Annotated in this window: 27 protein-coding genes, 2 tRNA genes and 2 riboswitches; of the genes, 18 read left to right on the forward strand and 11 right to left on the reverse strand. The window is 63.7% G+C overall.

From position 1 onward, the window contains the following. Positions 1-249, forward strand: a 249-nt coding sequence (locus ABI213_RS05815; protein WP_348026381.1) for a DUF1294 domain-containing protein, incomplete at its 5' end; no start/stop codon positions are given. Between the two features lie 247 nt (positions 250-496). On the opposite strand, the gene ABI213_RS05820 is transcribed toward ABI213_RS05815, so the two are convergent. Further along, positions 497-2845, reverse strand: a complete 2349-nt coding sequence (locus ABI213_RS05820; protein WP_348026383.1) for a YgiQ family radical SAM protein — start codon at positions 2843-2845, stop codon at positions 497-499. 176 nt (positions 2846-3021) lie between these two features. Between ABI213_RS05820 and ABI213_RS05825 the strand changes: the two genes are divergently transcribed. Beyond that, complete coding sequence (locus ABI213_RS05825) at positions 3022-4344, forward strand: HD domain-containing phosphohydrolase (protein WP_348026385.1); 1323 nt, start codon at positions 3022-3024, stop codon at positions 4342-4344. A gap of 59 nt (positions 4345-4403) precedes the next feature. On the opposite strand, the gene ABI213_RS05830 is transcribed toward ABI213_RS05825, so the two are convergent. Together ABI213_RS05830 and ABI213_RS05835 are read right to left on the reverse strand one after the other, a co-directional pair. Beyond that, positions 4404-5564, reverse strand: coding sequence for an acyl-CoA dehydrogenase family protein (locus tag ABI213_RS05830; protein WP_348026387.1), 1161 nt, complete (start codon positions 5562-5564; stop codon positions 4404-4406). A gap of 117 nt (positions 5565-5681) precedes the next feature. After that, positions 5682-6149, reverse strand: a complete 468-nt coding sequence (locus tag ABI213_RS05835; RefSeq protein WP_348005385.1) for a hypothetical protein — start codon at positions 6147-6149, stop codon at positions 5682-5684. Between the two features lie 74 nt (positions 6150-6223). Between ABI213_RS05835 and ABI213_RS05840 the strand changes: the two genes are divergently transcribed. After that, the gene (locus ABI213_RS05840) at positions 6224-6823 is read left to right on the forward strand and encodes a chromate transporter (RefSeq protein WP_348005386.1); all 600 of its coding nucleotides are present in this window, start codon (positions 6224-6226) and stop codon (positions 6821-6823) included. Beyond that, positions 6820-7404: a chromate transporter gene (locus tag ABI213_RS05845; RefSeq protein WP_348005387.1), complete on the forward strand. Its 585-nt coding sequence runs from the start codon at positions 6820-6822 to the stop codon at positions 7402-7404. Before ABI213_RS05840 ends, ABI213_RS05845 begins: the two co-directional genes overlap by 4 nt. A 30-nt stretch (positions 7405-7434) precedes the next feature. Here ABI213_RS05845 and ABI213_RS05850 read toward each other — a convergent pair whose 3' ends face one another. After that, complete coding sequence (locus ABI213_RS05850; protein WP_348026389.1) at positions 7435-8028, reverse strand: hypothetical protein; 594 nt, start codon at positions 8026-8028, stop codon at positions 7435-7437. 114 nt (positions 8029-8142) lie between these two features. Then, a complete protein-coding gene (locus ABI213_RS05855) occupies positions 8143-8670 on the reverse strand; it encodes an ABC transporter ATP-binding protein (RefSeq protein WP_348005428.1) in 528 nt (175 codons plus the stop codon). A gap of 205 nt (positions 8671-8875) precedes the next feature. Beyond that, positions 8876-8988, forward strand: a riboswitch (TPP riboswitch). A gap of 69 nt (positions 8989-9057) precedes the next feature. Between ABI213_RS05855 and ABI213_RS05860 the strand changes: the two genes are divergently transcribed. Then, a complete protein-coding gene (locus ABI213_RS05860; protein ID WP_348005429.1) occupies positions 9058-10347 on the forward strand; it encodes a cytosine permease in 1290 nt (429 codons plus the stop codon). Positions 10348-10399: 52 nt separating this feature from the next. Here ABI213_RS05860 and thiD read toward each other — a convergent pair whose 3' ends face one another. Continuing rightward, positions 10400-11242: a bifunctional hydroxymethylpyrimidine kinase/phosphomethylpyrimidine kinase gene (thiD, locus tag ABI213_RS05865; RefSeq protein WP_348005430.1), complete on the reverse strand. Its 843-nt coding sequence runs from the start codon at positions 11240-11242 to the stop codon at positions 10400-10402. 41 nt (positions 11243-11283) lie between these two features. Further along, positions 11284-11382, forward strand: a riboswitch (TPP riboswitch). A 38-nt stretch (positions 11383-11420) separates the two neighbouring features. On the opposite strand from thiD, the gene ABI213_RS05870 reads away from it, so the two are divergent. The 9 genes from ABI213_RS05870 (at position 11421) to ABI213_RS05910 (ending at position 16734) form a co-directional block, all read left to right on the forward strand. Then, entirely contained in the window at positions 11421-12497 is a 1077-nt protein-coding gene (locus ABI213_RS05870) for an FAD-dependent oxidoreductase (protein WP_348005431.1), read from the forward strand. Further along, positions 12494-12691, forward strand: a complete 198-nt coding sequence (gene thiS, locus ABI213_RS05875; RefSeq protein ID WP_348005432.1) for a sulfur carrier protein ThiS — start codon at positions 12494-12496, stop codon at positions 12689-12691. The genes ABI213_RS05870 and thiS overlap by 4 nt, the downstream gene beginning before the upstream one ends. A gap of 3 nt (positions 12692-12694) precedes the next feature. Then, positions 12695-13498, forward strand: coding sequence for a thiazole synthase (locus tag ABI213_RS05880; RefSeq protein WP_348005433.1), 804 nt, complete (start codon positions 12695-12697; stop codon positions 13496-13498). Positions 13499-13527: 29 nt separating this feature from the next. Continuing rightward, on the forward strand, positions 13528-14358 hold the full coding sequence (gene thiE, locus ABI213_RS05885) for a thiamine phosphate synthase (protein ID WP_348005436.1): 831 nt from the start codon (positions 13528-13530) through the stop codon (positions 14356-14358). Between the two features lie 31 nt (positions 14359-14389). Beyond that, positions 14390-14465: transfer RNA gene (locus ABI213_RS05890), tRNA-Asn, on the forward strand. Positions 14466-14523: 58 nt separating this feature from the next. Beyond that, positions 14524-14599, forward strand: a tRNA-Asn gene (locus tag ABI213_RS05895). Between the two features lie 97 nt (positions 14600-14696). Then, a complete protein-coding gene (locus tag ABI213_RS05900) occupies positions 14697-14969 on the forward strand; it encodes a hypothetical protein (protein WP_348005434.1) in 273 nt (90 codons plus the stop codon). 28 nt (positions 14970-14997) lie between these two features. Continuing rightward, entirely contained in the window at positions 14998-15612 is a 615-nt protein-coding gene (locus tag ABI213_RS05905) for a flavin reductase family protein (protein ID WP_348026391.1), read from the forward strand. 204 nt (positions 15613-15816) lie between these two features. Further along, a complete protein-coding gene (locus tag ABI213_RS05910; protein WP_348026393.1) occupies positions 15817-16734 on the forward strand; it encodes a hypothetical protein in 918 nt (305 codons plus the stop codon). 172 nt (positions 16735-16906) lie between these two features. On the opposite strand, the gene ABI213_RS05915 is transcribed toward ABI213_RS05910, so the two are convergent. From ABI213_RS05915 to ABI213_RS05925, 3 genes are read right to left on the reverse strand one after another with little or no spacing between them, the layout of a single operon-like run. Next, a complete protein-coding gene (locus ABI213_RS05915) occupies positions 16907-17716 on the reverse strand; it encodes an anti-sigma factor (RefSeq protein WP_348026395.1) in 810 nt (269 codons plus the stop codon). Then, positions 17713-18219, reverse strand: coding sequence for a sigma-70 family RNA polymerase sigma factor (locus tag ABI213_RS05920; RefSeq protein ID WP_348026397.1), 507 nt, complete (start codon positions 18217-18219; stop codon positions 17713-17715). Before ABI213_RS05920 ends, ABI213_RS05915 begins: the two co-directional genes overlap by 4 nt. Positions 18220-18226: 7 nt before the next feature. Further along, on the reverse strand, positions 18227-18598 hold the full coding sequence (locus ABI213_RS05925) for a hypothetical protein (protein ID WP_348026399.1): 372 nt from the start codon (positions 18596-18598) through the stop codon (positions 18227-18229). 170 nt (positions 18599-18768) lie between these two features. Between ABI213_RS05925 and ABI213_RS05930 the strand changes: the two genes are divergently transcribed. Next, on the forward strand, positions 18769-19713 hold the full coding sequence (locus ABI213_RS05930; RefSeq protein ID WP_348026401.1) for a LysR family transcriptional regulator: 945 nt from the start codon (positions 18769-18771) through the stop codon (positions 19711-19713). Between the two features lie 25 nt (positions 19714-19738). After that, positions 19739-20314, forward strand: a complete 576-nt coding sequence (locus ABI213_RS05935; protein WP_348006715.1) for a glutathione peroxidase — start codon at positions 19739-19741, stop codon at positions 20312-20314. Positions 20315-20391: 77 nt separating this feature from the next. On the opposite strand, the gene ABI213_RS05940 is transcribed toward ABI213_RS05935, so the two are convergent. Together ABI213_RS05940 and ABI213_RS05945 are read right to left on the reverse strand one after the other, a co-directional pair. Beyond that, complete coding sequence (locus ABI213_RS05940; protein WP_348006714.1) at positions 20392-21027, reverse strand: response regulator transcription factor; 636 nt, start codon at positions 21025-21027, stop codon at positions 20392-20394. After that, positions 21024-22379, reverse strand: a complete 1356-nt coding sequence (locus ABI213_RS05945) for a cache domain-containing protein (protein ID WP_348026403.1) — start codon at positions 22377-22379, stop codon at positions 21024-21026. Before ABI213_RS05945 ends, ABI213_RS05940 begins: the two co-directional genes overlap by 4 nt. 156 nt (positions 22380-22535) lie before the next feature. Between ABI213_RS05945 and ABI213_RS05950 the strand changes: the two genes are divergently transcribed. After that, complete coding sequence (locus ABI213_RS05950) at positions 22536-24641, forward strand: carbon starvation CstA family protein (RefSeq protein ID WP_348026405.1); 2106 nt, start codon at positions 22536-22538, stop codon at positions 24639-24641. Beyond that, entirely contained in the window at positions 24634-24834 is a 201-nt protein-coding gene (locus ABI213_RS05955) for a YbdD/YjiX family protein (RefSeq protein ID WP_348008632.1), read from the forward strand. Before ABI213_RS05950 ends, ABI213_RS05955 begins: the two co-directional genes overlap by 8 nt. Positions 24835-25643: the final 809 nt, after the last annotated feature.

Consider the following 25643-nt stretch of genomic DNA (forward strand, 5'->3'; position numbering starts at 1 on the left):
CTCACCGTCTTAGCCTACGCCAGAGAACCACCGGCCGTACGTTCCGGCCGCTGGCGGATCCCGGAAATTATTTTGCACCTGCTCAGCCTGCTGGGCGGCTGGCCCGGCGCAGGCTTGGCCCAAACTATTCTGCGCTACCGGTCCCGCCAACCATCGTTTGCCACGCTGTACTGGGGTTCCGTGGCGCTGCATTTCGCGGTATTGCTGGGCTGGCTTTTTTGGCTGCAGCCCACGCTAAGCGCTTATTGACGTGTTGAGTCGATCGACTGCAACCACGTCACTGCCCAAATAACAGGCAGTGCAATCTTTCCCTTTTAAAAACAAAGACTTAACCTGGTAATACAAATAAAGTACAGAGTTACCCCCAAAGTTATCCAGTGCGGACGGGGAGAACTTTGCACCCTAGGGCCTGTGCACTAACCCACTGCATGGCCCAGGCCACACTACAAAAATAATAGCTTCCCGCGCAGGTGGCACCTGCGCCAGAGCTCTATTTCTATACTTTTGCCTTGTAGGTCGGTTTACCCGACTTGGCAGGCTTGCCCGAGCCGTTATCGCGTGGCGGCAAGCCGGTGTGCTGGGTCAGCAAACGGCCTTTGGTGACAGGTGAAGACTTGGTGGTCACCGTAGTCGAGTTCTTCTTGCGCGCGCTCTCGTAGCCACCATCCGTCATCGGCTGGTAGGTCGGGATCAAATGGTGCTTGCCGTTGCCGATCAGGTCGGCGCGGCCCATGGTCTTTAGCGCCTCGCGCAGCAGCGGCCAATTGTTCGCATCGTGGTAGCGCAAGAAGGCCTTGTGCAGACGGCGGCGGCGGTCGCCGCGGACGATGTCCACGGTTTCGCTGTCGCGGGTGATCTTGCGCAGCGGGTTCTTGCCGCTGTGGTACATCGTGGTGGCGGTGGCCATTGGCGACGGGTAGAAGGTCTGCACCTGGTCGGCGCGGAAGCCGTTTTTCTTCAGCCACAGCGCCAGGTTCATCATGTCTTCGTCGCTGGTGCCGGGATGCGCGGCGATGAAGTACGGAATCAGATACTGCTTCTTACCGGCTTCCAGGCTGAACTTCTCGAACAGCTGCTTGAACTTGTCGTAGCTGCCAATGCCGGGCTTCATCATCTTGGTCAGCGGACCCTGCTCGGTGTGCTCGGGTGCAATCTTCAGGTAGCCGCCGACGTGGTGGGTCACCAGTTCTTTGACGTACTCGGGGCTTTGCACGGCCAGGTCGTAGCGCAGGCCGGAGCCGATCAAAATCTTCTTGATGCCCTTGAGCGCACGGGCGCGGCGGTAGATCTTGATCAGCGGGTCGTGGTTGGTGCCCAGGTTCGAGCAGATGCCCGGGTAGACGCAGCTGGGCTTGCGGCAGGCGGCTTCGATCTCGGGGCTCTTGCAGCCCAGGCGGTACATATTCGCCGTGGGGCCACCCAGGTCGGAGATGGTGCCGGTAAAGCCTTTCACCTTGTCACGGATGTCTTCCACTTCCTTGATGATGGACTCTTCCGAGCGGCTCTGGATGATGCGGCCTTCGTGCTCGGTGATGGAGCAGAAAGTGCAGCCGCCAAAGCAACCCCGCATGATGTTCACGCTGAAGCGGATCATTTCCCAGGCGGGGATTTTGGTGGCGCCGTCATGGCTGCCGTTCTCGTCGGCGTAGGCCGGGTGCGGGCTGCGCGCGTACGGCAGGTCGAACACCGTGTCCATTTCTGCCGTGGTCAGCGGGATGGGCGGCGGGTTGATCCACACGTCGCGGGCGGTCACGCCTTCGCCATGGGCCTGCACCAGCGCGCGGGCGTTGCCGGGGTTGGTTTCCAGATGCAGCACGCGGTTCGCGTGGGCATACAGCACCGGGTCGGCCTTAACCTGCTCATACGATGGCAGACGGATCACCGAGCGCTCGCGTGGCGGCACCTTGATCTTGGCGAGTTCACGGGCTTGGGAGCGGGCCAGCGCATCACCGAGCGAAGGGCTCATCTTCACCACGGCTTCTGCGGGCAGACCTTGCGGATTGGCGTCGTCTTTGGAGCAGGTAGCGCCCTGCTCTGCCGCTTGTTCAGACGTTGTTTGGTACGGGTTGATGTGCGACTCAACACGGCCCGGCGCATCGACCGAGGTGGAGTTGATCTCGATCCAGTCGTGACCGGTCGGGTCGTCGCTGCGGCGGATGAAGGCGGTGCCACGCACGTCGGTGATGCTCTGCACCGGCTCCTTGGCAGCCAGGCGGTGGGCGACTTCGACAATCGCACGCTCGGCATTGCCGTACAGCAGCAGGTCGCACTTGGCATCGACCACCACGCTGCGGCGGACTTTGTCAGACCAGTAATCGTAATGCGCAATGCGACGCAGCGAACCTTCGATACCGCCGAGCACGATGGGCACGTCTTTATAGGCCTCGCGGCAGCGCTGGCTGTAGACGATGGCCGCGCGATCCGGGCGCTTGCCACCGATGTCACCGGCGGTGTAGGCGTCGTCACTGCGGATTTTGCGGTCGGCGGTGTAGCGGTTGATCATCGAATCCATGTTGCCCGACGTGACGCCGAAGAACAGGTTCGGTTTGCCCAGTGCCTTGAACGGGTCGGCGCTTTGCCAATCGGGTTGGGCGATGATGCCAACGCGAAAGCCCTGCATCTCCAGCATGCGGCCGATCACCGACATGCCGAAGCTCGGATGGTCTACATAGGCATCGCCAGTGACGATGATCACGTCGCAGCTGTCCCAGCCCAGTTTGTCCATCTCGGCGCGGTTCATCGGCAAAAACTTGGATGTGCCAAAGCGGGCCGCCCAGTACTTGCGGTAGCTGGTCAGTGGCTTGGCGGCGCGCGCGAAAAAGGAAACGTCAACTGGGGCGTTCATTAGGGAGCTTTGTTGGGAGTAACCCGCGATTTTAAGGGCTGGGACGGTTTTACGCACTTTGGTGTGGCGAACGCCCCCAAAACATTCCGTTGCGACAGCACCTGTAGAAAAGACAGCGGTTTTTACAAGCTGGGATAAAAGTCGCCTGTGTTACAAAGATGGACATGCCTGACACAGTGACCGACTCCCCATATTTTGCCAAGGCGGTATCGCAGTTGGGCAGCGAGCGGGGCATGCAGACCAACCGCGCGGTGGTAGGTGCAAACGGCATCAAGATCCTGGACAAAGGCGCCAGAGTGACGCCCGGCTTGTACGAACGCCTGGCACAACACCACCCCACCACCCCGCTGGAAGATGCCATTGAGATTGATGCCGCCGTCAACAGCAAAAACCTGCGCGCCATCGGCGAAGAGCTGCTCGACAGCAACCTGGTCTTCTCGCGCATGGCCGAAAAGCCCGAAAACCGCAAGCTGCTGCTCGACTGCCTGGAGGCGGTGCCGCTGCCACCTGCCATCGTCTTCCAGCTGACCGTGGTGCGCGATGTCAACCCGGGCCAGTTCCGCTACTTTGTGGCCACCGCGCTGACCGCCGTGTGGCTGGGCAACCGCCCGAGGGCGATACGCAACGACCTGGTGATGCTGGCCGGTGCCGGGCTGCTGCACGACCTGGGCATGGTGCACATTGACCCCGTGCTGCTGGAGCCCAGCGCCGAGATCAGCCCCGAGCAGCGCCGCCAACTCTATTCACACCCGCTGGTGTCGGTGCTGCTGCTGGAGCGCCATAGGGAATACCGGGTTGAGATGCTGCGTGCCGTGCGCGAGCACCACGAGGTACTGGACGGATCGGGCTACCCCGCCGGGCTCACGGCTACGGCCATCGGTGCCTGGGGCCGCAAGTTGTCGCTGGCCCAGGTGGTGGCATCCCTGGTACGCCCTGGCCGCAGCCATGCGCTGCTGCGTTTGTCTGTATTGCTGCGCACCAACCGCCACCGCTACGACAACGTGTTGATCAACCGCATGCTGCCGCTGCTGCAACAGCGCCCGGGCGTGGACACCGAGGTAACGGACTCCATCGACAACCCGGTCGCCGACCCGGTGCGCCACCTCCAGGCGATCCACAACGTGCTGCTGGGCTGGCCGTCCGCTCTGGCGCAAGACCTGCGCTGGTCGGCGGCGCGGCGCAGCGGGCTGGTGTTCATGGGCGAGCGCTGCGCGCGCATCCGGCGCACCATCATCGAGTCGGGCGTGGCACCAGACCAGCTGCAAAGCCTGGATGCCGATGCCATTACCGGGCTGCTGGCCGACGAACTGTCGCTGATCACCCGCGAACTGGCCTGGCAACTGCGCGCCGTAGAGCGCGAGGCCCGCAGGCGCTGGGCCGCCACCGCCAACGAGAAGCTGCCCGAAACCCTGGCGGTGTGGGGCGACGCAGTAGAAGCGGTCTGCGCAGAGCTCGTAGACCGCAGCACGTTGGCGGCAGTGCACAACGAAAAAATTTAAGTCAAATCGGATTCCAGCGCATATTCCACCTGCGCAGGTAGCTATTTTTACAATAGCAACTAGTTACCTAGTCCCATGGCACGGGTAATCACTTCTTTCATGATTTCGTTGGTGCCGCCATAGATGCGCTGTACCCGGGCATCGGCGTAGGCGCGGGTAATCGGGTATTCCCACATGTAGCCGTAGCCGCCAAAAAGCTGCACGCATTCGTCCATTACCTTGCACTGCAGGTCGGTAGTCCAGTACTTGGCCATGCTGGCGATAGCGGTGTCCAGCCGGTCTTGCAGCAGCAGCTCGGTACAGCGGTCGATAAACACCTGGGCCACCTGCACCTCGGTTTGCAGTTCGGCCAGGGTGAAGCGGGTGTTCTGGAAGCTGGCCACCGGCTGGCCAAACACCTTGCGTTCTTTCACGTAGGCCACGGTCCAGTCGATGGCCGCCTGCGCTGCCGCCACGGCGGTGATGGCGATTTGCAGGCGCTCCCAGGGCAGTTGCTCCATCAGGCAGATGAAGCCCCGGTTTTGGAGCAGGCTGCCGCCCAGCAATTGGTCGGCCCCCAGGTGCACATTGTCAAAAAACAGCTCGGCCGTGTCCTGCGCCTTCATGCCCAACTTTTTGAGGCGCTTGCCCACGGTGAAGCCGGGCATGCCGCGCTCGACCAAGAACAAACTGGTGCCCTTGGCCCCGGCTGCCGGGTTGGTTTTGGCCACCACCACCACCAGGTCGGCGTGCCAACCGTTGGTGATGAAGGTCTTGCTGCCGTTGAGCCGGTAGCTGCCGTCGGGCTGTTGGATCGCGGTGGACTGGATGCCTTGCAGGTCCGACCCAGCGGCTGGTTCGCTCATGGCAATCGCGCCCACCATGGCCCCGCTGGCCATCTGCGGCAGGTATTTGGCTTTTTGCGCGGGCGTGGCGTAGTGCAGCAGGTAGGGGGCCACGATTTCACTGTGCAGGCTGTAGCCGATACCGGTGATGCCCGCCCGGGCCAGCTCTTCCATCTGCACCACCGAATACAGCTTGTCGGCCCCCGAACCGCCAAACTCTTCGGGCATGGAGGTGCATAAAAACCCGTTGGCGCCGGCCTGGAGCCATACGGCCCGGTCTACATAGCCTTGCTCTTCCCAGGCGGCGTGAAAGGGGACAATTTCTTTGTCGACAAAACGGCGAAAACTGTCGCGAAAGGCTTCGTGGTCGGGGCTGAAAAGAGTGCGTTCAATCATGCGAAGAGGGACAGGTTTTAAGACCGAATCAATGTACCGCAGCCCCCCACCGAGGGGCCACCACGTTTCCCCGCATCGCCAGCACGCATCCCCCTTTTGGAGGATGAACGTGGTCGGTCAGTCGCGGTGTTCGCGGGCCGCGCGTACGCCCCGCGCCGAGGCCACGGCCGCCAGCAGCACCCCGTACACGCTGAGTATCTGCACCCGTAGGTTCTGCAAGGACTCAGACTGCGCGCTATCGGCGGCATCCACACCAGGCTTGGGCAAAGGAGCCAGCGGCATGGAAATGGCCAGACCCGCGCCAATCCGCAGCAGCTCCACCGCAGGCAGGCGCAGTGTGGGCCGCTGGTACAGCCCCAGCATGGCCAACACCAGGTGCACCGCAAATGCGCTGTACAGCAGCAAGATGCCCAGCGCGCTGTGCCACACCACCAGCGCCACCCGCACACCCTGTTCTGCCGCATCCAGCGACACCAGGCCCAGGGCATGGTTGAACAGGTGCGAAGCCACATACACCCCCAGCACCACACCCGAGCCCAGACGCAGGGCGCGTGACGTGGGCATAGGCAGGGTGGGCGTGCGCATGAATAACGAATGGCTGCAAGATAGTATCGGCAAGCCGCACAACGCGCAGGACATGCCTTGGCGATAATCCGTCCATGAGCTCTTTGCCTTCTACGCCCCCCGCATCCGCGTCCGCCTCTGTGCCGCGCCAGCCCCAGTCCCCCACCGATTTATTCCTGTCCTTCACCTGGCTGGCCCTGCAGGGCTTTGGCGGCGTGCTGGGCGTGGTGCAACGTGAGTTGGTCGAGAAAAAGCGCTGGCTGACCAACGAGGAGTTCCTCGAAGACTGGGCTGTGGCGCAAATCATGCCCGGCCCGAATGTGCTGAACCTGGGGGTGATGATCGGTGACCGCTATTTCGGCCTGCGCGGGGCCTTGGCCGCATCGATAGGCTTGCTGGCCGTGCCGCTGTTGGTGGTGTTGGCGCTGGCCTTGGCCTACGCCCAGTACGCCGACCACCCGGCCGTGGGCGGTGCCCTTCGCGGCATGGGCGCGGTGGCGGCGGGCCTGATTTGTGCCACCGGCCTGCGCCTGCTCAAGGCCGTGCGCCGCCATGTGATGGGCATCGCGCTGTGCGTGGTGCTGGGGGTACTGACCTTTGTGCCGATTGCCCTGCTGCACTGGCCACTGATTTACGTGCTGCTGTCCGTCGGTGTCGCGGCCTGCGTACAAACCTACCGCAAGCTGTCGCCATGAACAGCCTGCACCACATCACCATGCAGGCACTGGACTGGCTGAATCTGTGGTGGCACTTCAGTGCGCTGTCGCTGCTGGCCGTGGGCGGTGCGATCACCGCAGCGCCGGACATGCACCGCTTTTTGGTGGAGCAGCAGCACTGGCTGACCGACCAGCAGTTCAACACCTCCATCGCCATCGCCCAAGCTGCACCGGGGCCGAATATTCTGTTTGTCGCCCTGATGGGCTGGAACGTAGGCCTGAATGCCAGTGGCTACGCGGCCGCCTTGCTGGGCATGGCCTGCACCATGCTAGGCCTCTTGGTACCCAGTACGACGCTGATGTGGCTTTCGTCCCGATGGGGCCACCGTAACCGCGAGCTGCGCGCCGTACGGGCCTTCAAACAAGGCATGGCCCCGATCGTGATTGCGCTGATGCTGTCCACCGGCTGGTTGCTGTCCAGCGCCCAACACGGACCTAACCGCGACTGGCCGCTGTGGCTGATGACGGCCCTCAGCGCCCTGATCGTCTGGCGCACCAAGATCCACATTCTGTGGCTGCTGGGGATTGGGGCGGTTTTGGGGGCCTTGGGTTGGGTTTAAGCTGGGTGTAACCATGCCGTCGCCAAAATATTAGAACTTCACGCGGTAATAGACCATTGGCCGACCCCGGCTGAGGCGCAGCACCACCCGCTCGTTGTTGTTGAGCTGCATTCCCAAAGCGCCGCCCAGTTCAAACTGGATACCGCGCGCGCTGGCCGCGCTGAATTGCATCTCAAGCCGGGTGTTGTAGTGGACAGGATTGGTGGTTTGGTTAGCGATGCCGACTGGGTCGGGCCAGGGGCTCACGTGCTGCCATACACCGATGCGGACCCGGCCCTGGCCTTGGTCGGCAGAGCGCCAGTGCAAGCCCATATCCAAGTCCGGTGCAGCGCCACGCCCATCTCCCAGCGTAGTCTGGCTGGGCACGCTCCAGCCTAAACCCATGCCGACACCCGCTTTGGATGCCGGGCCGGACCAGCTGGTCAGGGTGGTACGGGAATCCATACGCCCATCGGCCCGCTGCAAGGAGGGCGCGTTATGCGTTGCCAGCTCCAACTGCGGGGCAGACCCGCCGCCCTCCTGCGCCTGCACCAAAGCATCGCAACACAGCGCAGCCAGCGCAACCAGCGCAACCAGGCAGCGCGGAAACAGCAGCACATCAGATCGAAAAGCGACTACAGGCATGGCGGAAAACCTTGGTGTAATTACTTATATTGTGCTGCGCCGCCGCATTTTTACCAGCCCACAAACCGCAAAAAAGCCCGCGAAAAGCGGGCTTATCCGGGAGCACAACCTGGCTTAAAACTCTTTGACCAGCGAGTAGGTCAGCCCGGCCGTGCCCAGCATGTCGATCTGCGCGTTCCAGCCCGAGCCAAAACGCCAGCCCGCAGCGGGCACGATGGCAGGCGAGAAGCCTTTGTAGTTCAGCGGCACCTTGTGGTTGTACGGCGGCTTGTAGCCGTACAGCACACCTGCCGACCATTTCAGGTAGACGTGGGGCAAGCTGTCGAACACGTTGTAGTAGGTCTTGCCCAGGTAGGCGTAGCCGCTGTCTTGGCCAAACGAGTTGCTGAACAGCGCCAGGCCGTAGAAGCTGTTGTCTACGGTAGATTCACGCTCCAGGCCGACCAGGTGTACTGGCCGGTGTTCCACGTTGTAACTGAAATGGGTGGTATGCGGACTGAGTTCCAGTCGCCAGCGGTACGGCACTGCAGGCGCTTCGATGGGTGGTGTGTCGGGGGCGGTCGCCGTTTGGGCCATGGCATCGCAAACCAGGCCCAGCAGTGCGCAAGCGGTGAAGCGGCGGAGAATCAAAAAAGCATCCATAGGGATCTTGTAAGCAAAAAAGTGGCTGGGAAGGTGCAAGGCCGACATCCATCGCTGGAGCGCACGAACCACGTACCTGGCTGGTCTGCGATTGTATCGCTACGGTTTTAATAGCTACCTATGTATGTAGCGCCTGCGCCAGCATCGAATTTTGTATCGACATGCAAACCACTGCGCTAGAATCCGGCCACTCCGCAGCACTGCGGGGTTTCGCTAGGGGTGTTGCGGCTTTGGATGATGTTCAGAGGCTGCGACTGAGAAAAACCCTTTGAACCTGATTGAGGTAATCCTCGCGCAGGGAAGCAAGTTCTTCTACGGCGGCCTTCTCCGGCCCAGCATGCCGTGCGGTTCAAGCCACCCTGCCAACATTTTGCATGGAGCAAATGAATGGCAAATTCACCGAATTTTCACAACGACGCCTTGGCACCGATTCCGGACGCAGACCGGGTTTTCGGCTGGTCGGCGCACGCTGCCCTGTGGTTCAGCCTGGGCGTGGGCCTGCTGGTGATGCAGATCGGGGCCTACCTGGTGCCCGCCGTGGGGACGCAGCAGGCGCTGCTGGCCATCGTGCTGGGCTCGGTACTGGGCGCGGGCCTGCTGGCCTGGGTGGCGCGCATCGCCTGCGACAGTGGGCTGTCCAGTGCCGGGCTGATGCACGCCACTTTTGGCAGCGGCTTTGCCCGGCTGCCGGTGCTGCTGAACATCGTGCAACTGGTGGGCTGGACCACCTTTGAGCTGGTCATCATGCGTGACGGCACCGCCGCCATCGCCCAACACCGCCTGGGCTGGAACCTCAGCGGCACCCAGGGCGTGCTGCTGACCACGCTGCTGTGGGGCGCGGTGCTGACCGCCCTGATGGCGGGTTCCATGCTGACCCTGGTGCGCAAGTTTATTGGCCGCTTAGGCCTTCCGCTGGTGGTGCTATCGCTGCTGTGGCTGAGCTGGCAGTTTGCCCAAAAGCTGCTGGCCGGGGACGCGTCCGCCTTCTGGCACCGCCCTGGCGATGGCAGCATGGGCCTGCTGTCGGCCATGGACCTGGTGATCGCCATGCCGGTGTCGTGGCTGCCCCTGGTGGCCGACTATGCGCGCCACGGCCGCAACGGCAAATCCGCCATGAGCGGCACCTGGCTGGGTTACGCGCTGGCCAATATCTGGTGCTATGGGCTGGGCGTGGTGGTGGTCACCGTGGCCGAGCCCGGCACCGATCTGGTCACCGCGCTGCTGATCGCCCAAGGCGGCCTGCTGGCGCTGGGGCTGATCTTGTTCGATGAAATTGACAACGCCTATGGCGATGTGTACTCGGGTGCGGTGTCGGCCCAAAGCCTGCACCCCACGCTGAGCATCCGCCGCTGGGGCCTGCTGCTGGCCGTGGCCTGCACGGGCCTGGCCCTGGTGCTGCCGATCCACAGCCTGGAGCCGTTCTTGCTGCTGCTGAGCTCGGTGTTTGTGCCGCTGTTTGGCGTGATTCTGGGCCGCCTGGGCAGCCATGCCACCGCCTCGGTGCAGCGCTTGGTGGAGCCGGTGGCCGCCGGGCTGTGGCTGGCCGGTATTGGCATTTACCACCTGCTGGCCACCTACGCGCCACAGTTTGGCGCGGCCCTGCCCACGCTGGCCGTGGTGTTCATGGGGGCCTGGCTGAGCCGCCCACTGCGAATTACCTACGCACTACAAAAATAGTAGCTGCCAGCGCAGGTATCATCTGCGCCAGAGGCATATTTTTTATAAATTTCTAACTACCGACCACCCGCATGGGCAAGGGCGCAAAGCCGTGGTTCAGCGGCCCCTGGCCGTGCCCGGTGTGCACGCCTGCCCCGGCAGTGATCGCACCCAGAATGTAGGCCCGAGCCCGGCCCACCGCCTCGGGCAAGGCATGGCCTTGCGCCAAATACACGGCGATGGCCGACGACAGCGTGCAGCCGGTGCCATGCCCGTTGTGGGTGGCGATGCGTACCGACTCCCAGCGCTGGCGGGCACCGTCGGCCAGGCCCAGCACATCCACCACCGCGCTGCCGGGCAGATGCCCGCCCTTGACCAGCACCGCCTGCGCGCCCAGTGCCAGCAAGTCGGCCACGGCGGGACTCAACGCGGCTTGGTCTTCCACGCTGCGGCCCAGCAGCAGGGCGGCCTCGTCTAGATTCGGCGTGACCACGGTGGCGCGGGGGAAAAGCTGGTCTACCAGCACCTGCACCGTCTCTTGGGCCATCAGTCGGTCGCCGCTGGTGGCCACCATCACCGGGTCCAGCACCACTTTTTTGAGCTGGTACTGGTCGATGGCCCAGGCCACCACCTCCACCATTTCGGGGGAATGCAGCATGCCGATCTTCACGGCGTCGGCACCGATGTCGTCCAGCACGGCCTGCAATTGGGCCTTTAAAAACGCCGGGGGCACGGGATGGATGGCGGTGACGCCCCGGGTGTTTTGCGCCGTGAGCGCGGCCAGAGCCGTCATGCCGTAGCAGCCCAGGGCACTGAAGGTTTTCAGGTCGGCCTGGATGCCCGCGCCGCCGCCGCTGTCGGACCCGGCGATGGAGAGCAGGCGCAGGTAGCGCGGAGAAGTTGCGTGGTCGGTCATGCAGAAATTATCGGGGCACGAGTGTGATGTAATTCACGCCACGGATGAAACAGGGGTGTCTGGCGGATAAAGCTGGACTGAGAAAAACCCTCATACCCGATCCAGGTAATACTGGCGTGGGAAGTTTTCTGTCAACGACCTCGCCTCGTTTCGTCCTGTTTTTTACACGGACGACTCCTTGGCCAAACCTCTCACCACCACCATCCTCGGCGCAGGCCTGATGGGCCGCTTGCTGGCCCTGGCTTTGGCACGCGCGGGCCACACGGTGCAGGTGTTTGAAGCCGGTGGGCCCGAGGCCGAAGGCGCTGCCGCCCGTGTCGCTGCCGCTATGCTGGCCCCGCTGGCCGAGTCAGCCATCACCGAAACCAGCGTGGTGCAGATGGGCCAGCACGGACTGCTGCGCTGGCCGGAACTGATCGCGCAACTCGACGCCCCGGTGTTTTTCCAACAAAACGGCACGCTGATTCTGTGGCACCGGCAAGACGCAGCCGAGGCCACGCGCTTCGGCCACCAGTTGACCGCCACACGCCAGCAGTTGCCCAGCCTGCCTGCACCGCAAGCGGTAGATGCCGCTGCCATCGCCGACTTGGAGCCCAGTATCGGCACCCGTTTTGCCCAAGGCCTATACCTGCCCGGCGAAGGCCAGTTGGACAACCGCCAGCTACTGGCCGCGCTGCTGTTGCAATTGCAAAAACACCGGGTCGATCTGCACTGGCACAGCCCGCGCGAACCGCTAGATTGCAGGGCAGACTGGGTTTTCGACTGCCGGGGCCTGGGGGCCCGCGGCCAGTGGCCGGGCCTGCGTGCCGTGCGCGGCGAGGTATTGCGCCTGCACGCGCCCGGCGTGGACCTGCGCCGACCGGTGCGGCTGGTGCATCCGCGCTATCCGCTGTACATCGCGCCCAAACCCGGCAACGTGTTTGTGGTGGGTGCCACCGAGATCGAGTCAGACGATCTTTCGCCCATGAGCGTGCGCTCTAGCCTGGAACTGCTGAGTGCCGCCTACAGCGTACACAGCGGCTTTGGCGAGGCCCGCATCCTGGAGTCCAGCACCCAGTGCCGCCCCACCCTGCCCAACAACCTGCCCGCCATCCGCCAACTCAGCGCCCAGGCCCCGCGCGTGCTGCAAATCAACGGCCTGTACCGACACGGCTTTTTGATCGCCCCGGCGATGCTGGACGCGGTTCTGGAATTTATAGAAAAAGGGCACTCCGCGCTGGCGGATCAATGGAAGCTTGCTATAGAAACTGTATGAACGTACTGATCAACAACATGTCCCAAACGCTGCCCGCCGGTGCCACCCTGGCCGACGCGGTGGCCTTGCTGCAGGCCCAGCCGCCGTTTGCCGCCGCGGTCAATAAGGCTTTTGTGCCGCGCGCGCTGTACCCGCAGACCGCTTTGCACGATGCGGACCGCATCGAAATCATCCACCCCGTGACTGGCGGCTGAAATATGAACTCTGACCCCCTCGTTTTATACGGCGAAAGCTTCGCCAGCCGTCTGCTGCTGGGCACTTCGCGCTATCCTTCTCCTAGCATCTTGGGCAGCGCCATCGCCCGCGCGCAGCCCGCCATGCTGACCGCTTCGCTGCGCCGCCAGAACCTGGGCCATCCCGATGCGGCTGCCAATGGCTTCTGGGACCTGCTGCGCCAAACCGGCGTGCCGGTGCTGCCCAACACCGCTGGCTGCCACGGCCTGCAGGAAGCCATCACCACCGCCCACATGGCGCGCGAGGTGTTCGACACGCCGTGGATCAAGCTGGAGCTGATCGGCGACGACTACACCTTGCAGCCCGACACGCTGAACTTGGTGGAAGCTGCCAGCCGCCTCATCCAGGACGGATTCAAGGTGCTGCCCTACTGCACCGAAGACCTGGTGCTGTGCCAGCGCCTGGTCGATGTGGGCTGCCAGGCCGTGATGCCCTGGGCCGCGCCCATCGGCACCGGCAAGGGCCCCATCAACCCTTACGCGATGCAGGTGCTGCGCGAACGCCTCAGCGTGCCATTGCTGGTCGATGCCGGGCTGGGCCGCCCTTCGCACGCCTGCCAGGTGATGGAATGGGGCTATGACGCGGTGCTGCTGAATACGGCGGTCGCCCTGGCCCAAGACCCGGTGCGGATGGCCGGAGCTTTCGCCGATGCCGTGCAGGCCGGGCGCAATGCATTTTTAGGCGGCACGATGCTGGAGCAGCAGGCCGCCCAGCCCAGCACCCCGGTGCTCGGCACACCTTTCTGGCACCACACGCAGGAACAGTAATGCAAGATATTCTGAATCGCTACGCCGACATGGCCCTGCCCACCACCGACGAGGCAGAACGCCTCAGCGCCTGCCTGCAACTCGGCTTCATCCCCGCCGATGCCGCCTGCATCGCCCAGGCCTGGCAGGCCCAAATTGCACGCACTGGCAACACCACCGACTGGCCCGATAGCCCGGAGGATTTCGGCCTGCGCCCCTGGCCGCGCCCCGATGCCTTTCCCCCCTGCCCGCGGCAGTTGGGCCTGTACGCGGTGCTGCCCGATGCCACTTGGGTCGGCCGCATGGCGCGGGCCGGGGTGCCCACCGTGCAGTTGCGCTTCAAATCTGACGATCCCGAAGCCATCGCCCGCGAAATCAAAGCCGCCGTGGCCGCCGTGCAGGGCACGCCCGCCCTGCTCTTCATCAACGACCACTGGCAGGCCGCGGTCCAGGCCGGGGCCTACGGCGTGCACCTGGGCCAGGAGGATCTGGACCTGCTGGAACCGATTGACTTGGATGCCATCCGCACGGCAGGACTGCGCCTGGGGGTCAGCACCCACGGCTACGCCGAGATGCTGCGTGCCGACCACGTCAGCCCCAGCTACATCGCGCTGGGTGCCGTGTTTCCCACCACGCTAAAAAAAATGGCCACGGCCCCGCAAGGCACAGCCCGGCTGGCGGCCTACGCCCGGCTGCTGCGCGACTACCCGCTGGTGGCCATCGGCGGCATTGATGCCGAGCGGCTGCCGGACGTGCTGGCCAGTGGCGTGGGCTCGATCGGCGTGGTGCGGGCGCTGACGGCTGCCCCTGACCCCGAGCAGGCTGCAGCCGCGCTGGGCGCTACCATCCAGAAGTTTTTGACTCCAGCGCAGAAACCGTGAAATCCCACGCTATAATTTGAGGCTGCAATATTCCTCGATAGCTCAGTTGGTAGAGCGCCGGACTGTTAATCCGTAGGTCCCTGGTTCGAGCCCAGGTCGAGGAGCCAAAATTTGTAAAAGGGCTTACGCCAATCCGTAGGCCCTTTTTATTTCAGTTAAACGTATTCCTCGATAGCTCAGTTGGTAGAGCGCCGGACTGTTAATCCGTAGGTCCCTGGTTCGAGCCCAGGTCGAGGAGCCAAAAACTAAAAAGCACTTAGCCTTTCGGGTTAAGTGCTTTTTTTATGGCAATTTATGGCAAATTACCCCCGCAGTAAATGCAATCACCGAAAGCAAACATGTTTGACAAAAGCGGCCAATGGCTCCCTCTGGAAACCTTTGATGACTTCGACAACGGCCTGACCGAGCTGATCGACCTGTGGTCCAGCGAGGCCAAAACCGCCACCCAGCAGCGCAAGCAAGCCGCACTCGCCCATTACAAGGCGGACCTGGAAGCCGCCACCCTGGAATGGGCGGGCAACAAAGCCAAGTCCAAAAAATACGCGGCCATAGCACTTGAGCTGGCCGAGTTTGAAGAAGTGCTGGTGAACGGCACCGGCCCCGCAGCCTGAAGCATCGGCGGGCTGGTATCTTCTGCCCATGCCCATCCACTCCTACGAACCCCGCCACGGCCACGGCCTGCCGCACGATCCGTTCAACGCCATCGTCGGGCCCCGGCCGATTGGCTGGATTGCCTCGCGCAGTGCCGCCGGGGCCTTGAACCTGGCGCCGTACAGCTTCTTCAACGCCTTCAATTACACGCCGCCCATCATTGGCTTTGCCAGCGTGGGCTACAAGGACACGGTACGCAATATCGAGGCCACCGGGGAATTTGTGTGGAATCTGGCGACGCGTACCTTGGCCGACGCCATGAACCAGACCTGCGCCGCCGTACCGCCCGATGTCAGTGAATTCGGGCTGGCCGGGCTGACCCCGGTGGCATCGCAGCTCGTGGCGGTGCCGCGGGTGCTGGAGAGCCCGGTGGCGTTTGAGTGCCGCACCACGCAAATCCTGCAGTTGCAAGGCGCTAACGGCGACAAGGTGCCCACCTGGCTGGTGCTGGGCGAGGTGGTGGCCGTGCACATCGATACCGCGCTGCTGAAAGATGGGGTGTACGACACCGCCCACGCCGGACACATTCTGCGCGGCGGCGGACCCACGGACTACTTCCACATCGGGCCCGAGCAGCTATTCCACATGCGCCGCCCGGCTTAAGCAAAACGGGCCACCAGCGCCCGCCATTCCTGCATCTCACCATCAAAATAGATAGCAAATCTGCGCCGGGATACCTCCCGGCCAGCGGGCGCATTTGCGCCTGAGACGCGCACTGGTATTTTTCCTACAAGGCTTCACCAAACTGTCTGACAGCAGGCGGGCGGGTGCTCGGCAATCATCACTCCACAACTTTTGGAGACCTGTATGAGCCGCCCCTACCTCGCCACCGCCGATGACATCGGCAGCCTACGTGCAGACCCCGGCCTGCCCCCTACCGCCAGCCAGGCCAGCGCTGTTTCCTGGGGCGCGATATTGGCGGGTGCTGCGGCAGCCGCCGCCTTGTCGCTGATTTTTCTGATGCTTGGCGTGGGTCTGGGCTTGTCGTCGGTATCGCCCTGGGCCCGTGACGGGGTCAGCGCCACTACCTTTGGCGCGTCTACCGTCATCTGGATTACGGTCACCCAATTGGCGGCTTCTGCGTTTGGCGGCTATCTGGCCGGTCGGCTGCGGCACCGCTGGGCCAACACCCACAGCGATGAGGTGTATTTCCGCGACACCGCGCATGGCTTTCTGGCCTGGGCCATTGCCTCGCTGGTGACGGCGACGCTGCTGACCTCGGCCGTGGGCTCCATCCTCAGCGGGAGCTCACAAGTAGTAGGTAGCGCGGCCTCTACGGGCGCGCAACTGGTCGCCAAAACCGACAGCGCAGAGACATCCATGGGCTATTTTGTTGACAGCCTGTTCCGCAAGGACGGTGATGCAGCAACGGCCACCACCCCTGCGGCAGACCCTGCCTCGGCCGCCCCGCTGCTGGAAGTCGGCCGCATTTTTACCAGCAATCTGCAAGCCAACACCCTGCCCCCGGCCGATGCGCGCTACGTAGGCCAGCTCGTGGCGCAGCGCACCGGCTTGTCACAAGCAGATGCTGAAAAACGCGTCAACACCGTGTATGCCCAGATGCAAACGCAGCTGCAATCGGCTAAAGCCACCGCGCTGGAAGCCGTGGAGAAAAGCCGCAAGGTGTCGGCCTACGCAGCCTTGTGGCTGTTCATTGCGCTGCTAATGGGTGCCTTTGTGGCCAGCTGGGTCGCCACCTACGGCGGCCGCCAACGCGACCTTTGAACCCATCCATTCCGTCTTTTTCAATTTTTAGGAGAACACCATGCGTTCACTGCTTTTGTACCTGATCGGTATCCCCATTCCCATCATCATTTTGATTGCCTTGTTTGTGCACTAAGCACAAGCCACACCCATGAAAAAGCAGGCCGCGTGCCTGCTTTTTTTTGCGCTGCGCTCAAGCCGGAGCCAGTTGCCGGTAGACCTCGTTTGCTACGCGGGTCAGCTCGGGTTTGGCGATGCTGCCCGACAAGGCGTAGCCAAAACTTTTATCCACCCAATAGAAGACGTTGACCTTGCCGTCCTGGCCGAAATGGAAGGCGGTTTGGGGCTGGTTCGGTAGCTTGGGGGCTTCGTGGGTGACGTACAAGGTCAGCCGTTGGCCGCTGGCATCGGCGTACATGAACTGCGCCACCGGCCCGCTGTCGCCCGGCAGCAAGCGCCCGCCTAGCAATGCATAACCGATGGGCTGCAGGCTGGGCACGGTGACGGCCGTCCCCAGGCGTTTGGACAGCCAGGCCACCAGGTGCTGCTCTTGGTCGGCGCTAACCTCCACCGGATGCCGTACCTCGGGGCTGTAAACCACGTGGGCCACAGCAGCGCGCAGGGCAAAGCCGGTCAATGCGGGTTCTGCCGCCATCGGAGCCGAGGCCAGGGTCTGGTCCACATGGCCGCGCACAAACCACGCCGACGCCGCACTGACCACGGCAATCGCCACGCCCGCTGCCAGACGTCGACCATACCAAGGTGTTCTGGGCAGCGCGGCTTGCACCAGGCGCGGCGGCAGGGTTTCCGCCAGCACCGGGGCAAACAGGGCGCGCAGACTCCGGGTCTGCGCGCGGTAGACGTTGAGGCGCTGGGCCTCGTCGGGATGCTGGGCCAGATAGGCCTGGATGTCGGCCAGGCGCTCGGGGGCGAGCTGGCCGTCGACGTAGGCGTGCAGATCGGCTTCGGTAATGGCGGTTTGGGTGGGGTGGACGGGGCTCATTTGACAACTTTCAGGTGCACCGGCTCGGCGCGGCCTTCCATCAGGGTGCGCAGGCGCTCGCGGCCCCGCGACAGGCGTGACATCACCGTGCCGATGGGGATGTCCAGCGTGGTGGCGATGTCGGCATAGGCCATATCCTCCAGCGCCACCAGCAGCAGGACTTCTTTCTGCGCGTCCGGCAGCAAAGCCAGCGCGGCCTGCAAGTCCAGCACCTCCAGACGCTCGCTGTGGGTGGCCGCCACCGGGCTCTCGGGGGTGGCATCGTCCAGGGCCACGGTGGCCAGTTGGGGGCGACGCAAGCCGTCAACGTGCAGGTTGTGCATGGTGCTGAACAGCCAGGCCCGCATGTCGGCCACGCCGCGCCACAGGCCGGATTTGGTCCAGGCGCGCTCCAAGGTGTCTTGCACCAGGTCGTCGGCATCCTCGCGGTTGCGCACCAGCGCCCGCGCGTAGCGGCGCAGGCGCGGCACGGCGCTGAGGAGTTGCTGGTCGTCCTGGGCCACGGGCAGCTTACTTCGCCACGTGCCAGACATCCTTGAAGTTGTCGCCCATGCGGTCGGCGGTGGTTTTGTCGTTCTGGAAGAAGTACAGCGGCTTGCCTTTGTAGGCCCACTGCTTGCCGCCGTCGTCGCGGGTGACCAGGGTGTAGCCGTCCATGGGCTGGTCGGCTGCCGCCGCCATCAGCGGCGGCCACAGGGTGGCGCAGGGGCCGTTGCAAACGCTTTTGCCGTTGCCCGCCATGTCTTTGTCAAAGGTGTACAGCGCCATGCCGTTGGCACCCACCAGCACGCCACCGGCCATTTTGGCGGGGGCATCGGCGGCGTTGGCAGCCAGGCTGGCACAGCCCAGCAGCAGGGCTGCGGCGAAAGATTTGTTGAACATGGTCTTGATTCCTTGAAGTGAAAGTAGGGCAAATAGTGCCTACACCGGGTAGACGCAGAGTGTCTGCGGTTTATTCCCCTGCCCGCAAAAAAACCTCACCCGACGCATACCCATCTATTCACTTATTTTTGTACCATGCATCCAGACAACCGATAACCCAAGGCTTCACAATGGATGTACTGCGCCTCACCCTGCGCCAATTGCAGATTTTTGTGGCTGTGGCCCAGAGCGGCAGCACCACGGCGGCCAGCGTGGCGATTGCGCTGTCGCAGTCGGCCACCAGCTCGGCGGTGACCGAGCTGGAGCGGCTGCTGTCGCTGCAACTGTTTGACCGGGTGGGCAAGCGCCTGCTGCTCAACGACAACGGCCGCGCCCTGCTGCCGCGCGCGCTGGCCCTGCTGGATGGAGCGGCGGGCATCGAGCAGATGGCGCACGATGGCGGCGGCCAGGCCCAGTCACTGCGCATTGGGGCCAGCACCACCATCGGCAACTATGTGCTGCCGCCGCTGCTGGGCGGCTGGGCGGCCTGGCAGGCATCGGACCAGGCCAGCGCCTGGCAGTCCAAGGTGCAGATCGGCAACACCGAGAAAATTGCCCGTGCGGTGGCCGACTTTGCGCTGGACGTGGGCCTGATCGAAGGTGCCTGCCACGAGGCCACGTTGCAGGTCACCCCCTGGCTGCAAGACACGCTGGTGCTGGTGGCCGCGCCCACGCACCCGTTGGCACGGAGTACACCCGCCACGCTGGACGATTTGCGCGAAGCCGTGTGGCTGCTGCGCGAACCCGGCTCGGGCACCCGCGAAACCACCGACCAGGCCCTGCTGCCGCACCTGCACGCCTACCGCCGCAGCATCGAGCTGGGCAGTTCCGAGGCCATGCAGCAGGCAGCGGTGCACGGACTGGGGATTGCCTGCCTGTCGCGCTGGGTAGTGCAAGACAAGCTGGCCGCCGGGCAGTTGCGCTGCCTGGCCACGCCCGTGCCCGCCATCCAGCGGCAATGCCATTTAATCGTGCCGCGCCACAAGCAGATTACCCCGGGGCTGCAGGCCTTCATCGCGTTTGCCACCGCGTTTGCAACAACCCCTGGCAATGCTGCGCTGCTGCAAAAGCACTAGAGTGGTCGCAACCTAGGAGCCCTCCATGCACCCCGCCTTTTACGCATTCGCTTTCGCACTGGCCGCCAGCAGCCTGCCTGCCGCCGCCCAAAGTACCCCCAATACCCCACCCGCCGCCTGCCCCGCCGTGCTGCAGCACCAGTTTCTCCGCCTGCAAGACGAGGCACCTCAGAACCTGTGCCAGTACACCGGCAAGGTGGTGCTGGTCGTCAACACCGCCAGCTACTGCGGCTTTGCGGGCCAGTTCGAGGGGCTGGAAGCGCTGTACGCCCAGCAAAAAGACAAGGGCCTGGTGGTGCTGGGCTTTCCGTCCAACGACTTCGCGCAAGAGGCCAAAACCTCCAAAGAGATTGCCGACTTCTGCTTCAACACCTACGGCGTGAAGTTTCCGATGATGGGCAAATCGGTGGTGTCGGGCGCGGGCAAAAACGCCTTCTACGCCCAGCTGGTCAAAGCCACGGGCCAAGAGCCGCGCTGGAACTTCTATAAATACCTGATCGACCGCAAAGGCCAGGTGGTGGACAGCTTCAGCGCCATGACCGGGCCCGACAGCCCCAAACTGGTGGCCGCGATTGACAAGGCATTAGCCCAAAAACCATAGCAAAAACCCATGCATTGAATCGGCACCCAGCGCAAGGATCACCTGCGCGGGAAGCTCCTACTTCAATAGCAGATTCTTTAATTTTTGCGGTTTTCCATGGCAAACCGCAAGAGTGCGGCACTGCTGTCTAAATGGAAGCGCTGGCGGATGTTGGCGCGGTGGGCATCCACAGTGCGAAAGTCGATGCCCAAGAAGCGGGCGATCTCCTTGCTGGTCAGGCCCTGGGCCACCAGGGCCAGCACTTCGGCCTCGCGGGCGGTGAGGCTGGGCTGCTGCTGGCGGCGCTCCAGGGCGCGCATCAGCCCGGCGGGGTAGTGGGTGGAGCCGCCCATCACCGCCTCGATGGCCTGGACGATCACCTCCACCTCCGACTCCTTGACCACAAAGCCCGCGGCACCGGCATCAAAGGCTTGCAGCATGTGCTCCTCTTGCGTGGAGGCCGTGAACACCACGTAGCGGATGCCTGGCTGGCGCGCGCTCAGGCGTTCGATCAGGGTGATGCCGCTGGTGGGGTGCATGCGCAGGTCGGTCAGCACGATGTCGGGCTGGCTTTGCTCGGCCAGCACCAGGGCTTCTTCGGCACCACGGGCCTGGGCGACCACCTGCACCGGCGGGCCGTAGGTGGTGAGCAAACTGACCAGGCTGTGCAGCACGATGGGGTGGTCGTCCACGATCAGCAGCTTGATGGGGGCGCGGGCGGCAGGGTTCGTCACAGGGTCAGGGCTTCCGGGGGTAAATAGGCGGTGAGTACGGTAGCACCGGGCTCTGACTGCAGGCTGAACTGCCCGCCCAAGGTGGCGATGCGTTCGCGCATGTGGGTCAGGCCCAGGCCTTCGCGCACCTGGCGCTGGCTGGCTTGCACGTCAAAGCCCCGGCCATCGTCGCGTAGCACCAGGTGCAAGCCTTTATCCTGAAAGTGAAGGTGCAGCACCACCTTCCGGGCCTGCGCGTGGCGTTCGACATTGCCCAGCGCCTCTTGCAGCACGCGGAACATGGCGGTGGCCACGGCATCGGGCAACACCGGCAGCGTGTCTACCTGTGCGTCTACGGCGATGCCGGTGCGCTCGCCGAATTCGCGGGCAATCTGGGCCACGGCACCGGCCAAGCCTACGTCGTCCAGCAGCGTGGGGCGCAGGTCGTGCGAGATGCGGCGCACGTCGCGCATTACGCCCTGCATCAGCTCCAGCCCGTTGCGCAGCGTGGACGGCGCATCGGGGTTGCCGCGCTGCACCTGGACCAGGGCCGACTCGAAGACAAACTTCACCGATGCCAGCCACTGGCTGATGCCGTCGTGCAGCTCGCGCGACACGCGGGAGCGCTCGGCCTCTTGCGACAGCACCACCTTTTGGGCCATGGCGCGCAGCCGGGCATCGGCGGCGCGCTGCTCGACTAAATTCAAGGCAAATCCGCCTCCCGCGACCAGCAGCAGTGCGGCGAGTGCTATCAAAAGTATCTGGTTGCGGGTTTGCACAATGGCCGCCGCGGTCGAGCCGCTAATCAGCGCCTGGGTTTCCTGCAGGTGGTCCAGGTACAGGCCGGTGCCCACCACCCAGCCCCAGGCGGGGATGAACTCCACGTAGCCCAGCTTGCGCTCGACGCGGTGGGTCGAAGGCCGGTTCCACGGGTAGTCCACAAAGCCGCCCCCGCCTTCGGCCCGGGCCACCAGTTGCTGGATGGTCAGGCCGCCCGCGGCATCGCGCAGTTCCCATTGGCTGCGGCCTTCCAGCTGCGGCAGGCGCGGGTGCATCAGGCTGTTGCCGTTACGGTCGTAAACGAAGAAGTAGCTGTCTTCGTCAAAATCCATGCGCCGCAGCAGCGCCAGCGCCTGCTGCTGGGCGGCCACGACATCGCCTTTCTGGTCCACCAAATAGGCAATGGCGCGCAGGCCTACGCGCACAAAATGCGCCAGCTCGTCCTTGCGGGCCTGCAGCAAAATCGGCTGCACCGCGGCGATCTGGGCCTGCGCCAGCTGGTCGGACTGCTGGCGCACCGTCCACGCCACCGCCGCCATCGCCAGCAGCAGCGGCACGGCAGCCAGCAGCAGCACTTTCCAGCGTAAACGCATCGCCATCCTTTCGGTTCAAGCCGCCATGGTAGAGCCTGCCACTTTAGGGAAAACGCTTACGTATTCACACAGAGCGGCGCTCCGCACTAGCACCAATGCATTGGCTTGTCGCGGACGGAATACTCAAGTCTTCGATTTTTACAACGAGACAAGAGCATGCACACTCAACCAAGAAGCATGGCCAACCACGCCCTGTGGGCGCTGGTCGCCCTGGGCGGCGCGGGGGCGCTGGCCAACATTGCCCTGCACCGTGGCGAAACCGTCAACGCCCTGTGGGTGGTGGCCACGGCCATCGCCGTCTACCTGATTGCCTACCGCTACTACAGCCTGTTCATTGCCGATACGGTGCTGAAGCTGGACCCCAACCGCCCCACGCCCGCCGTGCGCCTCAATGACGGGCTGGACTACGTGCCGACCAACAAATACGTGCTGTTTGGCCACCACTTTGCGGCGATTGCCGGGGCCGGCCCGCTGGTCGGCCCGGTGCTGGCCGCGCAAATGGGCTACCTGCCCGGCATGCTGTGGATTTTGGCGGGCGTGGTGTTTGCCGGGGCGGTGCAGGACTTTTTGGTGCTGTTCATCTCTACCCGGCGCGATGGCCGCTCGCTGGGCGACCTGATCAAGTCCGAGCTGGGGCCGGTGCCCGGCGTGATCGCCCTGTTTGGCACCTTCATGATCATGGTGATCATCTTGGCGGTGCTGGCGCTGATTGTGGTCAAGGCGCTGGCCGACAGCCCTTGGGGCACGTTCACCGTGGCGGCCACGATTCCGCTGGCGCTGTTCATGGGCGTGTACACCCGCTACATCCGCCCCGGCAAGATCGGCGAGGTGTCGGTGATCGGCTTTGTGCTGCTGATTGCCTCCATCGTCGGCGGCGGGCAGGTGGCGGCCAGCCCCGAGTGGGCACCGATGTTTACCTTTGACGGCAAGCAGCTCACCTGGATTTTGATTGCCTACGGCTTCATCGCCTCGGTACTGCCGGTGTGGCTGCTGCTGGCCCCGCGCGACTACTTGTCCACCTTTTTGAAAATCGGTGCGATCTTGGCGCTGGCCATCGGCATCGTGATCATTGCGCCCGACCTGAAGATGCCCGCCTTTACCCGCTTTGTGGACGGCAGCGGCCCGGTGTGGGCAGGCAGCCTGTTTCCGTTCTTGTTCATCACCATCGCCTGCGGCGCGGTGTCGGGCTTTCACGCGCTGATCGCCTCGGGCACCACGCCCAAGCTGCTGGAAAACGAGGCCCAGGCCCGCTTCATCGGCTACGGCGCGATGCTGATGGAATCGTTTGTGGCCATCATGGCCTTGGTGGCCGCGTCCATCATCGAACCGGGCGTGTACTTTGCGATGAACAGCCCGCTGGCCGTGCTGGGCCCCACGGCCGAAAGCGCCGCGCAGGTCATCTCGCAGTGGGGCTTTAGCGTTACGCCCGACATGCTGCTGCAAACCGCCAAGGACGTGGGCGAAACCACCATCATCTCGCGCGCTGGCGGTGCACCCACGCTGGCCGTGGGCATGGCACAAATCTTCTCGCACATGGTGGGCGGCAAGGCCATGATGGGCTTCTGGTACCACTTTGCGATTCTGTTTGAAGCCCTGTTCATCCTGACCGCCGTAGACGCAGGCACCCGCGCTGGCCGTTTCATGCTGCAAGACCTGCTGGGCACCTTTGTGCCCTCCCTGAAGAAGACAGATTCGTGGATCAGCAGCGGCCTGGCCACCGGCCTGTGCGTGGCCGCCTGGGGCTACTTTCTGTACCAGGGCGTGGTCGATCCGCTGGGCGGGATCAACACCCTGTGGCCGCTGTTTGGCATCTCCAACCAGATGCTGGCCAGCGTGGCGCTGATTTTGGGCACCGTGGTCCTGTTCAAGATGAAGCGCGAGCGCTACGCCTGGGTCAGCATGTTCCCCGCCGCCTGGTTGCTGATCTGCACCATGACCGCAGGCTGGCAAAAGCTGTTCGATGCCAACCCGAAAATCGGCTTTTTGGCCCACGCAGCCAAGTACCGCGACGCGCTGGACCAAGGCAAGCTGCTGGCCCCGGCCAAAGCCATGGAGGACATGCACCGCGTGATCGTCAACGACTACATCGACGCCACGCTGTGCGCCTTCTTCATGGTGGTGGTGGTCAGTATCCTGTACTACGGTGTCCGCGCCTGCCTGGCCGCCCGCCGCGCCAGCCAGCCCACCACCCGCGAAACCGGCGTGCCCATGCCGAACCAACCCATCCCCATGCCCGGCCGAAGCCGCCGCGCCAATGCTTAAGGAAATCGCCAGCCTGGGCAACTACCTGGGCCAAACCGCCCGCCTGATGGTCGGCGTGCCCAACTACGACACCTACGTCGCCCACCAGCGCAGCACGCACCCGGACCAGCCGGTGATGGGCTACGAGGCGTTTTTCAGGGAGCGGCAGGAAGCACGGTATGGCGGAAAGGGCCGCGTGGGGCGCTGTTGTTGAGTTTTTGGGGTTATTTTTAGGCACCCAAATGGCAGCCCGCGCAGACAGCACCTGCGCGGGCTGCTCCTGTTTTTATCGTCTAAAAATGTAGCAGTCGGCTCGACTGCACGGGCGTAAGCCAGAGGGGTCGGATCACGATTGCGCACCGAATAGCCTGTGTTCGCCTCAACTGCACACCCGCATTCGTGCTCCGACCCCTTTGGCGGGTTGGCGGCGACGGCGATGCGGAACTCTATTCGCATCCTCGGCCGGGCTGTGCCCCCGGCAGGGCAGTCACCTTTCTTTGCGCAGCCATCGAGGCGTAACCCAAAGAAAGGCTGCCCCCACTGTCTGCGCCCTGCGCTGGCGCGACGGGAACCTGCGGTGCGCGCTTTGGGCGGGGTCTGGCTAAACTCGGCTGCGCCTCAAACAACGCCAGCCCTGATCCGCCCAAAGCTGTGCTCCTCGGCGCATCTAGAGGGGGACCCCGGGAGCGGGATCAGCCCGGCGGTGCCGGGCATCGCGCCTAGGGCGCGAGCTGGAGGTGCAGTGGCTGTGGCTGCATCCGAGTCGATGCTTCTGTTTTTATAGTGAAAAATAGGAGCACCCTGCGCAGGTTCTATATGGGCTGGATGGCGATTCAGCTTATAAATATCGCCCAATTTTCCGCAAAAACGGCCTGAGCCAATGGGGTCGGATCACGATTGCGCGCCAAACGCTCGTTGCCGCCTCCCCCACCCACCCGCATTCGTGCTCCGACCCCTTTGACGGATGCACACCGACAGCGATCATCGCCACGCCTCGCGCCCTAGGCGCGATGGGGCGCACAG

Origin of the sequence: Rhodoferax sp., assembly GCF_039922535.1 — a bacterium.
Taxonomy (GTDB): Bacteria; Pseudomonadota; Gammaproteobacteria; order Burkholderiales; family Burkholderiaceae_C; genus Rhodoferax_B.